Raw genomic sequence first — 13,972 nt, 5'->3', positions numbered from 1 at the left:
TATGAAGACCATAGATGGTTTGAAATTTGCGGAAATGATAAAGTTGGGTGCACATCATCTTTATCAAAATGCCGATTATGTCGATTCACTAAATGTTTTTCCGGTACCTGATGGTGATACAGGTACGAATATGAATTTATCGATGACTTCAGGAGCGAAGGAAACTGAAGAAAATGCGGTTGCCCATATCGGTCAAACTGCACAAGCGTTATCGAAAGGATTGCTGATGGGCGCGCGCGGTAATTCCGGCGTTATTCTTTCACAGTTATTCCGTGGTTTCGGAAAAGCGATTGAAAATGAAGCGACTGTCAATGGAGGACAATTTGCAGGTGCCTAGAAGTATGGCGTTGAAACGGCCTATAAAGCGGTTATGAAACCTGTTGAAGGAACAATTTTAACCGTCGCAAAAGATGCCTCTACTATCGGAGTAGAAAAAGCTGCGACTACAGATGACATTATTGAAGTAATGGAAGCTATAGTGAAAGAAGCACAAGCATCACTTGAGCGGACACCGGATTTATTAGCTGTATTGAAGGAAGTTGGAGTTGTTGATAGTGGTGGACAAGGTCTCGTTTATGTATACGAAGGCTTCTTGGCATGCTTAAAAGGTGAAGAACTACCAGCAAGAACTATCGTCGATTCCATGGACGACTTAGTGAGTGCGGAACATCATCGCAGCGTCCAAGGGTTCATGAATACGGCAGACATTGAATTCGGATATTGCACGGAATTCATGGTTAAGTTCGAGGATGATAAACTGCAAACGAGTCCATACGATGAATCCGAATTCCGCCAAGGATTGAGTCAATTCGGTGATTCTTTACTTGTTATTTCTGATGATGAAGTTGCGAAAGTACATATCCATACAGAAGAACCGGGTGACGCACTTAGTTACGGGCAGAAATTCGGTTCCCTTATTAAAATTAAAATTGAAAATATGCGTCAGCAGCATCTCGAAATCGTCGGAGAAAATTATTCGGTACAAAATGCGGCGAAAAAAGAAGTTGTAAAACATCCATACGCGGTCGTAACAGTTGCTATGGGAGCAGGTATTTCTGAATTACTGAAAAGCGTAGGTGCCTCTGCCATTATTGAAGGCGGGCAGACGATGAATCCATCGACAGAAGATATTGTCAAGGCAATTGAGGCAGTCGGTGCTGAACGAGTGCTCATTTTACCTAACAACAAAAACATCATTATGGCAGCACAGCAAGCGGCCGATGTGATCGGGATTGAAGCAGCTGTCGTTCCTACAAAAACAGTACCCGAAGGACTTGCTGCTATACTTGCATTCAATCCGGAAGCAGAAGTGAGTGTAAACGTCGCAGCGATGACAGAGGCTGCATCGTTCGTGAAAACGGGACAAGTTACACATGCAGTAAGAGATACATCGATTGACGGGGTTGAAATTACAAAAGACGACTTCATGGGTATTTCAGGTGGTAAGATTATTACATCTGCACCTTCACTTGAAAATGTCATGAAAACACTATTGAACTCGATCATTGATGAAGATGATGAAATTGTTACAATTATTTATGGTGAAGACATTAGCGAGAAAGATGCTTCTGCAATCGTAAGTTATGTAGAGGATAACTTTGATCACGCAGAAGTTGAACTTTATAACGGAAAACAACCATTGTATCCATATATCATTTCAGTTGAATAAACTAGTAACGAGCAGTGCGCCTGTAAAAAGCCGCACTGCTTTTTACTTGCGTCGACAAGGAACAACATCTTTTGTCTTTAGAGCAAAACTCATGTAAAATGAATAACAGTACGTGCTTATTAAGAGGGGGTAGCGTTTATGAAATTCAGATCAGTTTTCGATATAATTGGACCAGTTATGATAGGGCCATCATCTTCACATACTGCCGGCGCTGCAAGAATCGGCCGTGTCGCACGAACACTGTTTGGCAGACAGCCGGAATGGGCTCGGGTTCATCTTTATGGTTCTTTTGCAGAAACGTATAAAGGACACGGTACGGATGTAGCAATTATTGGTGGATTATTAGATTATGATACATTCGATGAGCGTATAAAGTCTGCGTTTGCTGATGCAGAGAAACTTGGATTGACTTTTGAATTTATTCCTGAAGAGGAAGAGGCGGTACATCCGAACACGGCCCGTCTTGTAATTGGGGACAGTGAGGGAGTTATGGAACTGACTGGAATTTCTATAGGTGGCGGAACGATGGAAGTTGTTGAACTTAACGGATTCCCGCTTCGATTATCGGGGCATTACCCAGCACTTCTCATCGTTCATAATGACCGTTCAGGTGTTATTGCAAGCGTTTCCAACGCAATTGCAAAACTAAATATAAATATTGCACATATGGAAGTTGACCGAAAAGAAAAAGGGGATATGGCCCTTATGGTGATTGAAGTTGATCAAATGATCGACGTAGCACTGATAAATGAGTTGGAATCATTGCCGAATGTAACGCAAGTTTCGACATTGGCAAACTAAAGAACTGTAAAATAGGAGGCAAACATAGATGGACGTTTTATTTAGTAACGTTAAAGAGCTCGTTGCACTTGCAGAGTCGCAGAACAAGCCTATTTCAGAAATCATGATTGAACAAGAAATTCTTATAACAAAACGTACAAGAGAAGAAATCATCGCGCAGATGGACAATAACTTAACGGTGATGGAGAAGGCGGTAGAAAGAGGATTGCAGGGGGTGCATTCAGCATCCGGTCTTACGGGTGGTGATGCGGTTCTTATTCAAAAGTATATGGCATCAGGAAAATCTCTTTGCGGCGATGTGGTCATGGATGCTGTCAGTAAGGCAGTCGCTACGAATGAAGTAAACGCAGCAATGGGGACGATTTGTGCAACGCCAACAGCGGGTGCAGCAGGAATTGTACCTGGTACTTTGTTTGCGGTGAAAAATAAATTGAATCCTTCACGGGAACAAATGATTAATTATTTATTTACGTCTGGTGCTTTCGGGTTTGTCGTTGCGAATAATGCATCGATATCAGGCGCAGCAGGTGGATGCCAGGCGGAAACAGGTTCAGCAGGTTCAATGGCAGCCGCTGCAATTGTTGAAATGGCGGGCGGGACTCCACAACAAAGTGCAGAAGCATTTTCTATCGTTATGAAGAATATGTTAGGTCTTGTCTGTGATCCGGTTGCTGGACTTGTTGAAGTACCATGTGTGAAACGGAATGCAATGGGAGCGGCAAAGGCACTCGTTGGAGCAGATATGGCACTAGCAGGCGTCGTTAGCCGTATTCCTACAGATGAAGTAATTGAAGCGATGCATAAAATAGGTAAGTCAATGCCTTCAGCGTTACGGGAAACAGCTAAAGGCGGATTGGCTGCTACGCCAACCGGAAAAGCGCTTGAAGCGAAGATATTTGGTAAGGATAAGGTAGATAGTGACACTGTCAATTCATGATTCTGTCACGACGATAAAAGGAGTCGGAAAAGCGGCCGGCGAACAGCTTGAGGCACTTGGAGTTTCAACGCTTCAAGACCTCTTCATGACGTTCCCGTACCGTCATGAAGACTTCAGGTTAAAAGATTTGACTGAAACCCCGCATAATGAACGAGTCACAATTGAAGGAAGGGTCGAAAGTGAGCCTTCCATTCTTTTCTTGGGGAAAAATAGATCCCGTTTACAAATCCGTCTTCTTGCCGGAAGGCATCTTGTGAAGGCGGTTTTTTTCAATCAACATTACTTAAAAGAGCGTTTGTCACTTGGGACGATTGTCACAGTTACTGGGAAATGGGATCGGGGCAGGCAAGTAATCAATGTAAGCAACTTCAAGGACGGCCCAAAAACAGATCAAGCTGATTTTGAGCCGGTATACAGTTTGAAAGGTGTTATGCATCAGAAGACATTTCGGCGCTTCATGCGAAGTGCATTGGATGCAGCTGTCGGTCAGCACGCAGAATCACTACCCGCTGATATTCGTGAAATGTATCGATTGCCAGCCATCGGAAATGGACTTGAGATGATTCATTTTCCAACAAGCCCTGCTGATGTGAAACATGCGAGAAGACGTTTTGTCTATGAGGAACTGCTCATGTTCCAGCTGAAGATGCTGGGCATGAAGAAAGCACGAAAAGAAGCGGAGAAAGGTGTAGCTATCGACTATGACCTTGCCAAAGTGAAGACTTTCATCGCAGCATTGCCATTTGAATTGACAGGGGCTCAAAAGCGGGTTGTCAATGAATTATGTGGGGAACTAAAAAGTCCGACTAGGATGAACCGTCTCCTTCAGGGAGATGTTGGTTCCGGAAAGACAGTCGTAGCGGCAATCGCTTTGTATGCTGCTATCACGGCAGGATTTCAGGGGGCCCTTATGGCACCTACAGAAATCCTTGCCGAACAGCACGCATCTACGCTTGCAGAATGGCTTGAACCGCACGGCATTACAGTTGCTTTCCTCGCTGGATCTACAAAGGCGAAGGCGAGAAGAGATTTGCTTGAAAAACTTGAATCAGGTGAAGTGGATTTGCTTATCGGCACGCACGCCCTCATTCAACCTGATGTCATCTTTAAAAATCCTGGGTTGGTTATTACGGATGAACAGCATCGTTTCGGTGTCGAACAACGGCGCGTTTTACGGGATAAAGGATTGAATCCTGATGTTCTATTCATGACTGCAACTCCGATTCCACGAACGCTTGCTATTACTGCTTTTGGTGAAATGGATGTCTCCATACTCGATGAGTTGCCGGCTGGCCGAAAACTTATTGAAACACATTGGTTGAAAGAGGATTCCCTTCTTCCAGTTTTACGGAAGATGGAAAATGAATTAAGTGCCGGACGTCAGGCATATGTTATTTGTCCATTAATCGAGGAATCCGACAAATTAGATGTCCAAAATGCAGTGGATGTCCATAGTCAGCTTTCGACTCATTTTAGTGGTAAATACACAGTCGGTCTCATGCATGGCCGTCTTCATTCGGACGATAAAGATGCCATCATGCGCGATTTCAGTGAAGGTAAAATCGATGTTCTAGTGTCGACGACTGTCGTTGAAGTCGGAGTCAACGTACCAAATGCGACGTTCATGCTTATTTACGACGCGACGCGCTTTGGACTTGCTCAACTCCATCAGCTGAGGGGGCGAGTAGGTCGGGGCGCCGAGCAATCCTATTGCGTTCTGCTTGCTGATCCCAAAACCGAAGAGGGAAAAGAGCGGATGCAAACGATGACAGAAACGAATGATGGATTTGTTTTAGCAGAAAAGGACCTCGAACTAAGAGGTGCCGGCGATTTCTTTGGGAAAAAGCAAAGCGGTATGCCTGAGTTTAAAGTAGCAGATCCCGTCCACGATTATAGGGCGCTCGAAACGGCAAGGAAAGATGCGGAACAACTATTAGAGTCGCTTCACTTTTGGGAAGATCAGGAATACGCGATTCTTCGATCACATCTTGAAGAGTCGGGTGCTCTAAGCGGCGATAGGATTGATTGAGGGCCTGCAGGATGTCGGTCATGCGGCTGGGAGGGTGAACTAAACTAGCATCCCACCTAATTGCCGCACGATGCGGCGAACTTAGGCTGCGTTCCTTAAAAACGGTCGTCTCCTCATTTCTGTGCTGTCCAGCTTCATGCGCTTTTCGGGGTTAAACAGGCGCTTCCGCATTTCAGTGCTGTCTAGCTTCGACTCCCAGATGCTCGGGTCATAAGCCGCTTCGGCTGTGCGGCAAAGGGCGCCGCTCCGCCAAATCGTCTTATGCCTGTCGCATCTAAACGGTCGTCTCCGCATTTCTGTGCTTGCTTTCTTTTTTCTATTTTTATATACTGCTATTAGTACCAAGTGCTAATCCGGAAGGTGAACCGATTGAGAATGCCTAAAAAGGAAAGGCAACGACTGCTTGGAAAGTTGCTTGAAGAAAATCCATTCCTGACAGATGAAGAATTGTCGGAACATTTTACTGTAAGTGTCCAGACGATACGTTTGGACAGGCTAGAGCGCGGAATTCCCGAACTTCGGGAACGTTTGAAAACGGTTGCGTCTCGAACGATGAAAGAGGAAGTGAAGTCTCTTCACTCCGATGAGGTCTTTGGGGATATCATCGATATGGAACTCGATAAGAGGGCGCTGTCGATATTTGATGTGACTGAAGATCATGTCTTCCAGCGTAACGGAATTGCGCGTGGACATCATCTGTTTGCCCAGGCAAACTCGCTTGCTGTTGCAGTTATGAATGATGATCTTGCTTTGACTGTGAAGTCGACCATTGACTTTTTGAAACCGGTGAGAGCTGGCGATAGAGTTGTTGCACGTGCAGAAGTGAAGAAAGAAAGTCTGGGAGAAAAGCGGACATTAGTCATGGTCGCATCGACGGTCAATGACGAAACGGTATTCACTGGCGAATTTCACATGTACCGGACGACTGATAGGAAGCAGGGGGAATTAAAATGATCATAGCTGTAGATGGAATGGGCGGAGATCATGCGCCTGGTGAAATAATTGCCGGTGCGCTTAAAAGTCTCGCTGAGTTCGAAGATATAAACATACATATTTATGGTGATGAACAGGCGATGGCACCTTTCTTAAAGGAGCATGCCCGCCTTAAAGTGATTCACTGTACAGAGAAAATTGAACCAGACGATGAGCCGGTTCGTGCTATCCGCCGGAAAAAAGATGCGTCAATGGTAAGGATGGCTCAAGCTGTTAAAGATGGCGAAGCTTCAGCTTGCGTCTCTGCTGGTAATACAGGTGCTTTAATGGCGGCAGGTCTATTCATCGTAGGTAGGATTGATGGTATTGAGAGACCTGCCTTAGCACCTACACTTCCGACGATCGATGGAAAAGGATTTGTCATGCTGGACCTTGGTGCAAATTCGGATGCGAAACCATCTCATCTTGAACAATATGCGGTTATGGGAAGTATCTACGCCACAAAGGTGCGGGGGCTTGAAAATCCACGCATCGGCTTATTAAATATCGGAACCGAAGAAGGAAAAGGGAATGAATTGACAAAGGCTGCTTTTGACTTGCTTTCGAAAGCGCCCATTAATTTTATCGGCAACGTTGAGTCGCGTGATCTATTGACTGGCGTGGCGGACGTCGTCATTACAGATGGCTTCACGGGTAATATGGTTCTGAAAACGCTGGAAGGGACTGCATCTGCTTTCTTCTCTATGTTGAAAGAAGTGTATAGCGCTTCATTGAAGTCAAAACTGTCTGCAGCACTTGTGAAAGACGATTTGCGTGGACTGAAAAACAAAATGGATTACACAGAGTATGGTGGGGCGGGTTTATTTGGTTTGAATTCGCCTGTTATTAAAGCACATGGTTCTTCAAATGCGAATGCTATATTGAACGCCGTTCGGCAAGCGAGAACAATGGTGGAATATGATGTTTGTGGAACAATTCGTGAAACGATAAGAAAGGTGGAAAATTGATGACAAAGATTGCATTCATTTTCCCAGGACAAGGTTCACAATCGGCTGGAATGGGAAAAGAGTTCGCGGAAACGCATGACAAAAGTAAGCAATTCTTAGAACAGGCAGACCGTGTACTTGATTTTCAACTTAGTCAATTAATTCTAGAAGGACCTCAAGATGAACTGACGCTGACATACAATGCGCAGCCAGCACTACTTACCGTCGGATCGATGATTGCTTCGCGATTGATAGACGAAGGCGTTACGCCAGACTTTACGGCAGGACATAGTCTTGGGGAATATACGGCACTCGTTGCCTCGGGTGTAATGTCATTTGAAGACGGAGTGTCAGTCGTTCATAAGCGAGGCTTGTACATGAATGAAGCGGTGCCTGCTGGTGAAGGGGCAATGGCGGCAATTATTGGACTTGATGGGCAGAAGTTAAAAGAAGTAACAGATGCTATTACAGCAGATGGTTTCGCTGTACAACCGGCCAACTTGAATTGTCCGGGACAAATCGTTATTTCCGGTACGAAAGCAGGCGTCGAGAAAGCGTGTGTCCAATTGAAAGAAGCGGGCGCGAAAAGAGCGATTCCGCTGGATGTAAGCGGACCGTTTCACTCTTCACTTATGCAACCGGCGGCAGAAAAACTGCGGGCTGCACTTGATGAGGTCGAGATGAAGGATGCATCCATTCCAGTTGTTGCTAATGTGAATGCTTCGGTCGTTACTGATCGTGTGGATATAAAAGGCTTCCTCGTCGAACAACTTTATTCCCCGGTACTTTGGGAAGATTCCGTACGTACATTGCTTGACCTTGGAGTTACTCATTTCATCGAATGTGGTCCAGGAAAAGTACTAAGTGGCCTCGTTAAAAAGATTGACCGGAGTGTAACGGTGTTCCCAGTCTATGATGAAGAGACATTGCAAACGGTAATCGAAGCTTCGAAAGGGTGGTCGTAATGGGTAGATTTGATGGGAAATCCGCAATTGTCACGGGAGCATCACGTGGAATTGGCCGTGAAATAGCACTACTTCTTGCTAAAGAAGGCGCACGAGTTGCTGTCAACTACAGCGGAAGTAAGGATAAAGCGGATGACGTCGTTAAGTTGATTACAGAATCCGGTGGAGAAGCGTTCGCTATTCAGGCAGACGTATCCGATGCTGACGGTGTTAAAAACATGGTTGATAAAACTTTGGAAATGTTTGGATCTATTGATATCCTTGTCAATAATGCAGGTATTACGAGAGACAATTTGCTCATGCGTATGAAAGAAGACGAATGGGACGATGTCATTAATATCAATTTAAAAGGTGTTTTTCTTTGTACAAAAGGCGTCACTCGCCAAATGATGAGACAACGTGCAGGAAGAATCGTCAACGTTGCATCGATTGTCGGTGTTTCTGGAAATCCTGGACAAGCAAACTATGTAGCAGCAAAAGCTGGCGTCATCGGTTTTACAAAGACGGCGGCAAAAGAACTTGCTTCACGCAACATTAATGTAAACGCAGTAGCGCCTGGTTTCATTACGACGGATATGACGGATGCATTGAGCGAAGAAGTGAAGAATCAAATGCTATCGGTTATTCCGCTAGGCAAACTTGGCAGACCTGAAGATGTAGCACGTACTGTCCTGTTCTTATTATCGGAGGATGCGGTTTATATTACGGGTCAAACGATTCATGTTGATGGTGGTATGGTAATGTAATAGAGGTGTTAAAGCGCTTTGGTGTCTGCTCTAGCGCCTATGCTTTTCTTATTGTCCAGTTCCAGCGCCTAGAGGCTCGGGTCATAAGTCGGTCCAGCTATGCAGCAAAGAACGCTGCTCCGCTGGCCCGTCTTATGCCTGTCGCCTCTGACCAGGCGCTTCCACTTTTCTTGAGAGGAGGTGACAAATTTGTCAACAGTACTTGAACGTGTAACTAAAGTAATTGTCGACCGCCTTGGCGTCGATGAAAGTGAAGTTAAAATGGAAGCTTCTTTCCGTGATGATCTAGGCGCCGATTCATTGGACGTCGTAGAATTAGTAATGGAATTAGAAGATGAGTTCGAAATGGAAATTTCCGATGATGAAGCTGAAAAGATTGCAACTGTCGGTGACGCAGTTTCGCATATCGAAACGAAAGTGAACTAATTGCTATTCTGATTGAGACTCTTTCATCCTTTCTACTTGAAAGGATTGAAAGCGTCTCTTTTCGGGTTTATAGCAAACTTTTTTTGCACTGTGGCGTTGAAAAGGGTAAAATTATAAACATTATGTACCGAAAGGCAGAATCGATGATGACCCATACAAACAACTTCAAAGGAAAAAAAACAATTGCGCTTTTACCCGTAGCGATTCGAAACAAATTCGATGACTTACAAAATGAATTGGACGTCCATTTCAAAAACAAATCACTACTGTATAATGCATTTACACATTCATCTTATGTGAATGAGCATCGGAGAAAAAATTTCACGGATAATGAGAGATTGGAATTTTTAGGTGACGCGGTTCTTGAGTTAGGTGTGTCCCGATTCCTTTATTCGACAGAGCCTAATATGACTGAAGGGGAACTTACGAAACTAAGGGCTGCGATTGTTTGCGAACCGTCCCTTGTGAAGTTTTCTAACGAACTTGGGTTAGGTCGCTTTATCCTGCTTGGGAAAGGGGAGGAGCAGACGGGTGGACGAATGCGCCCTGCATTACTCGCTGACGTATTTGAGGCGTTTATAGGCGCTCTGTACATAGATCAAGGGATGGAGGCGGTTATCCCATTCCTTGAAAAAGTCGTCTTCCCTAAAATTAGTGTCGGTGCTTTTTCGCATGTGATGGATTATAAAAGCCGTCTTCAGGAAATCGTTCAACAGACGAATAATGGTCAATTGCAGTATGAAATCGTTGAAGAGAAAGGTCCTGCTCATGCGAAAAGTTTCGTAACTGTCGTGCGACTTGGCGATGAACAACTTGGAACTGGTCTCGGTAAATCAAAAAAAGAGGCCGAGCAAGAAGCAGCCCGCCATGCAATTCAAGATTTAAAGAGTCGGCAGGCTGAAGGAGAGAATTAATCGTGTTTTTGAAAAGACTTGAAATTATGGGATTCAAATCATTCGCTGAACGGATTGCGATTGATTTTGTCCCTGGTGTTACAGCTGTAGTTGGTCCAAATGGAAGTGGAAAAAGTAATATTACAGATGCTATTCGTTGGGTTCTTGGCGAACAATCGGCGAAATCGCTCCGTGGTTCTAAAATGGAAGATGTCATCTTTGCGGGGAGTGATTCACGTAAATCACTTAATTTTGCAGAGGTGACGCTTATTCTTGATAATAGTAAAGGTCTTTTTCCACTCGACTATACGGAAGTAAGTGTCAGCAGGCGCGTTTTCCGATCAGGGGAGAGCGCTTATCTATTAAACGGCCAACAGTGCCGGCTGAAAGATATCAATGATGTGTTCATGGATTCTGGACTTGGGAAAGAAGCATTTTCAATGATTTCTCAAGGGCGCGTAGATGAAATTTTAAATAGCCGCCCTGAAGACAGACGAAGCATTTTTGACGAAGCGGCGGGAGTTCTGAAGTACAGAACGAGGAAAAAGAAAGCGGAGCACAAATTATTTGAGACGGAAGACAATCTTGACCGTGTGCTTGATATTTTAAAAGAGCTTGAATCGAGAATTGAGCCGTTACGGAATAGTGCAGAAGCTGCTAAAAAACATAAAGTGCTTTCGGAAGAGACGCGTGAAGCGGATGTGTCTCTGCTGACCTTTGATGCGGGAAATCTCCGCAATGAAATTTTGAAAAGATCGCAAGAAGCCGAAAAGTTTCAGGAGAAGAAGATTTTACTTGAGGCTGAATCAAGGAAAGCTGAAGAAGCGTCCGAATTTGCGAAGAAAGAACTTGCGAAAATGGACGAACAATTGGATGCGTTACAAAAAAAACTTGTAGTCACAAGTGCAGAGACAGAAAAGTGGGAAGGAAGACGTCTTTTATCACTTGAAAAACGTCGCAATGCTGACCAGTTAATTGAAAGGTCTCGATTTGAACTTGCTAATACCGAAACTGAGTTGGCAACACTTTCAGAAAAACTTGGTGCGGCCCGTGAAAAGCAGCAACTGTCAGAAATAGAATACGAAAAAACAAAAGTTGAGATGGATGGTATTTCTCACATACTGAAACGCTCTGTCAAAGAGACGGAAAAAGAAATAGATGAATTGAAATCAGCTTATATTGACAGGTTGAACGAGGAAGCGACGATCCGCAACGATTTGAAGCACGCGGAAGAGCGTCTTCAAGGGGAGCAGTCTTCATCCGAAAAAATTATACTTCAGACATCTATTTTGCAGGAACGCTATGAAAAACTTACACAGGAAAAATCTGTGAAAGCGAATTCGTTGACTGTCTTGAAACGGAAATTGAAGGAATCGGATTCGGCCTATCGTGAATTGTCAAAGGCGTTGCGTAAGACTGAAGATGAACTCGCTTCACAGCAGGAACTCATGCAAAAGGCACTTAACAAGCAACATGAAATGCATGGTAGAGTTCGTGCACTTGAAAGTATGGAAGCGGATTTCTCAGGTTTCTATTCAGGTGTAAAAGAGATTCTTGTTGCGAAAAAGTCAGGAAAACTAGCCGGAATTGACGGTGCAGTCGCAGAACTTATTTCCGTTGAAAAAGAGTATATAAAAGCGGTGGAAACAGCGCTTGGCGGTGCGATGCAACATATTGTGACGGCAACTGAACCGGAAGCGAGAAAAGCAATCGGCTACTTAAAAGCGAAGAACGCTGGAAGGGCAACATTCCTGCCGAGAGATGTGATGAAATCCCGGAAAATTCAACCAGCAGCATTGCGCTCGGTTGAACTGCATCCCGAATACATCGGAACTGCCGATCGTCTTGTACAGACTGATGCTACATATGCACTTATCACTGAAAACTTACTTGGTAATACGATTGTCGCAAAAACGCTCGTAGGGGCATCCGCCATTGCGGGGATACTCGGCTATCGTTTCCGTGTCGTGACGCTTGACGGGGATGTTGTGAATGCTGGTGGTTCACTTACAGGTGGTGGAGTCAAAGGACAGGCATCCGTCTTCACAAGAAAAGCTGAACTCGAAACGTTACAGCTGCAACTAACTCGTATGGCTGATTCAATTGAGTCCGCTACTAAGAAAATAGGCGACACGAAAATGGGCGTTGCCAAGCAGATATACGAAGTGGATCAGTTACGTAAACTAACGGACAGTCTGCAAATTGAAATTGCAGCAGCGGAATCCGGCATTCGTGAAACTGATATCGCCATTAAATCGGTGGAATCAGAGATAGCATCGACTGAGATGGGAAGACGCGGTGTCGAGAATACTGGATCGGAATTGTTAGAAAAGAAAGCAACATTACATCAAAATCATAAACGCGTGAAAAGTGAGCTAGAAGCAATTCAATCCAAAGTGGAGTCGCTTGAACGTCTAGCTACTAATCGGAGGAACGAAGAGGCTACATTAACAAGTCGATACAATGAGCTTCGAGAATGCATAGCTGTTTTGCGTGAACAGAAAGCACACCTGCAAGTGACAATCGACGAAATGGAAGATGCATCTGCTCAAGCAAAAGTTAAATTGACTGCCTTGCGTGATGAAATGCAGTATTTCACTGGTAATGAAAATGGTGGAGAGTTGAGCGCGGAACAAATCGCAATGGAGATTGAAAGGGCATCTGCTGACAAGAAATTAATCGAGAAATCGATTATGACAGACAGGGAAATCCGCACAAAGCTTGCAAATTTACTTGAAGAGAAAAGTGCAACGCTTCAAAAACTTCGAGGTAGTACGGGAGAAACAATCTCTGCATTGAATGGGGTCTCTATCGTGCTATCACGTCTCGAAGTGAAATATGAAGCGGTCACGCAGCAGCTTCTAACTGAATATGGATTGTTTGCGGATGGAATTATTGCGGACGATTTTGATGAAGTGAAGACCAGAGAAAAAGTTGAATCTTTAAAACGTCAACTGGCAGTTTTGGGACCCGTTAATCCCGGAGCTATTGTGGAGTTTGAAGAAGTATCTGAACGTCATCTCTTTTTGGATGAACAGCGTAATGATTTATTAGAAGCGAAAACGACACTTCACGAAGCGATGAGTGAGATGGACGCTGAAATGACAACGCGTTTTTTGACGACATTCAATGCTGTCCAGAACCGCTTCCGACATGTGTTTAAGGAAATGTTTGGGGGCGGTGAGGCGGATTTGATACTTACGCAACCTGACAATTTACTTGAAACTGGTGTGGAAATTGTCGCACGTCCGCCAGGGAAAAAGCTGCAAAGTTTAAGCCTTTTATCAGGTGGAGAACGTGCGTTAACTGCGATTTCGTTGTTATTTTCAATCATCGAAGTACGACCAGTACCATTTTGTATTCTTGATGAAGTCGAAGCCGCGCTCGACGAAGCGAATGTCATACGCTACAGTAAATACCTGAAGAAGTTTTCGGAGAAGACACAATTCATCGTTATTACACATCGGAAGGGTACGATGGAAGGTGCGGATGTGCTCTATGGAATCACGATGCAGGAATCAGGCGTGTCCAGGGTTATTTCGGTTAAAATTTCCGAGGTGCCGGAAGAAGCAATCATGTAAAGGAGT

Annotated in this window: 10 protein-coding genes and 1 pseudogene; all 11 read left to right on the top strand. The window is 44.5% G+C overall.

The window, feature by feature from the left end; genetic code table 11:
- The first annotated feature begins 1 nt into the window (after nucleotide 1).
- The 11 genes and pseudogenes from AZE41_RS15730 to smc all read left to right on the top strand — a co-directional run bounded on the left by AZE41_RS15730 (nucleotide 2) and on the right by smc (nucleotide 13,966).
- Nucleotides 2-1,669, top strand: a pseudogene (locus AZE41_RS15730) (DAK2 domain-containing protein).
- 138 nt (nucleotides 1,670-1,807) lie between these two features.
- A complete protein-coding gene (gene sdaAB, locus AZE41_RS15725) occupies nucleotides 1,808-2,470 on the top strand; it encodes an L-serine ammonia-lyase, iron-sulfur-dependent subunit beta (RefSeq protein ID WP_067211330.1) in 663 nt (220 codons plus the stop codon).
- A gap of 28 nt (nucleotides 2,471-2,498) precedes the next feature.
- The gene (gene sdaAA / locus AZE41_RS15720) at nucleotides 2,499-3,407 is read left to right on the top strand and encodes an L-serine ammonia-lyase, iron-sulfur-dependent, subunit alpha (RefSeq protein WP_067211327.1); all 909 of its coding nucleotides are present in this window, start codon (nucleotides 2,499-2,501) and stop codon (nucleotides 3,405-3,407) included.
- Entirely contained in the window at nucleotides 3,394-5,436 is a 2,043-nt protein-coding gene (gene recG, locus AZE41_RS15715; protein ID WP_067214017.1) for an ATP-dependent DNA helicase RecG, read from the top strand. The genes sdaAA and recG overlap by 14 nt, the downstream gene beginning before the upstream one ends.
- A 369-nt stretch (nucleotides 5,437-5,805) precedes the next feature.
- Complete coding sequence (gene fapR / locus AZE41_RS15710) at nucleotides 5,806-6,390, top strand: transcription factor FapR (RefSeq protein ID WP_067211325.1); 585 nt, start codon at nucleotides 5,806-5,808, stop codon at nucleotides 6,388-6,390.
- Entirely contained in the window at nucleotides 6,387-7,376 is a 990-nt protein-coding gene (plsX, locus tag AZE41_RS15705) for a phosphate acyltransferase PlsX (RefSeq protein WP_067211322.1), read from the top strand. Before fapR ends, plsX begins: the two co-directional genes overlap by 4 nt.
- Complete coding sequence (gene fabD / locus AZE41_RS15700; RefSeq protein ID WP_197485331.1) at nucleotides 7,376-8,320, top strand: ACP S-malonyltransferase; 945 nt, start codon at nucleotides 7,376-7,378, stop codon at nucleotides 8,318-8,320. The genes plsX and fabD overlap by 1 nt, the downstream gene beginning before the upstream one ends.
- Complete coding sequence (gene fabG / locus AZE41_RS15695) at nucleotides 8,320-9,066, top strand: 3-oxoacyl-[acyl-carrier-protein] reductase (RefSeq protein ID WP_067211318.1); 747 nt, start codon at nucleotides 8,320-8,322, stop codon at nucleotides 9,064-9,066. The genes fabD and fabG overlap by 1 nt, the downstream gene beginning before the upstream one ends.
- A gap of 189 nt (nucleotides 9,067-9,255) precedes the next feature.
- Nucleotides 9,256-9,492: an acyl carrier protein gene (locus tag AZE41_RS15690; RefSeq protein WP_067211315.1), complete on the top strand. Its 237-nt coding sequence runs from the start codon at nucleotides 9,256-9,258 to the stop codon at nucleotides 9,490-9,492.
- Nucleotides 9,493-9,638: 146 nt separating this feature from the next.
- A complete protein-coding gene (rnc, locus tag AZE41_RS15685) occupies nucleotides 9,639-10,406 on the top strand; it encodes a ribonuclease III (RefSeq protein WP_067214016.1) in 768 nt (255 codons plus the stop codon).
- Nucleotides 10,407-10,408: 2 nt separating this feature from the next.
- The gene (gene smc / locus AZE41_RS15680) at nucleotides 10,409-13,966 is read left to right on the top strand and encodes a chromosome segregation protein SMC (RefSeq protein ID WP_067211312.1); all 3,558 of its coding nucleotides are present in this window, start codon (nucleotides 10,409-10,411) and stop codon (nucleotides 13,964-13,966) included.
- Nucleotides 13,967-13,972 lie beyond the last annotated feature (6 nt).

This window comes from Sporosarcina psychrophila, assembly GCF_001590685.1.
GTDB classification, from domain to species: domain Bacteria; phylum Bacillota; class Bacilli; order Bacillales_A; family Planococcaceae; genus Sporosarcina; species Sporosarcina psychrophila.
This window is presented reverse-complemented; position numbering and strand designations above follow the sequence as displayed.

Coding starts and splice junctions, on each gene's coding strand:
- sdaAB (WP_067211330.1), top strand. CDS start 1,808: ATGAAATTCAGATCAGTTTTCGATATAATTGGACCAGTTATGATAGGG.
- sdaAA (WP_067211327.1), top strand. CDS start 2,499: ATGGACGTTTTATTTAGTAACGTTAAAGAGCTCGTTGCACTTGCAGAG.
- fabD (WP_197485331.1), top strand. CDS start 7,376: ATGACAAAGATTGCATTCATTTTCCCAGGACAAGGTTCACAATCGGCT.
- plsX (WP_067211322.1), top strand. CDS start 6,387: ATGATCATAGCTGTAGATGGAATGGGCGGAGATCATGCGCCTGGTGAA.
- fabG (WP_067211318.1), top strand. CDS start 8,320: ATGGGTAGATTTGATGGGAAATCCGCAATTGTCACGGGAGCATCACGT.
- rnc (WP_067214016.1), top strand. CDS start 9,639: ATGACCCATACAAACAACTTCAAAGGAAAAAAAACAATTGCGCTTTTA.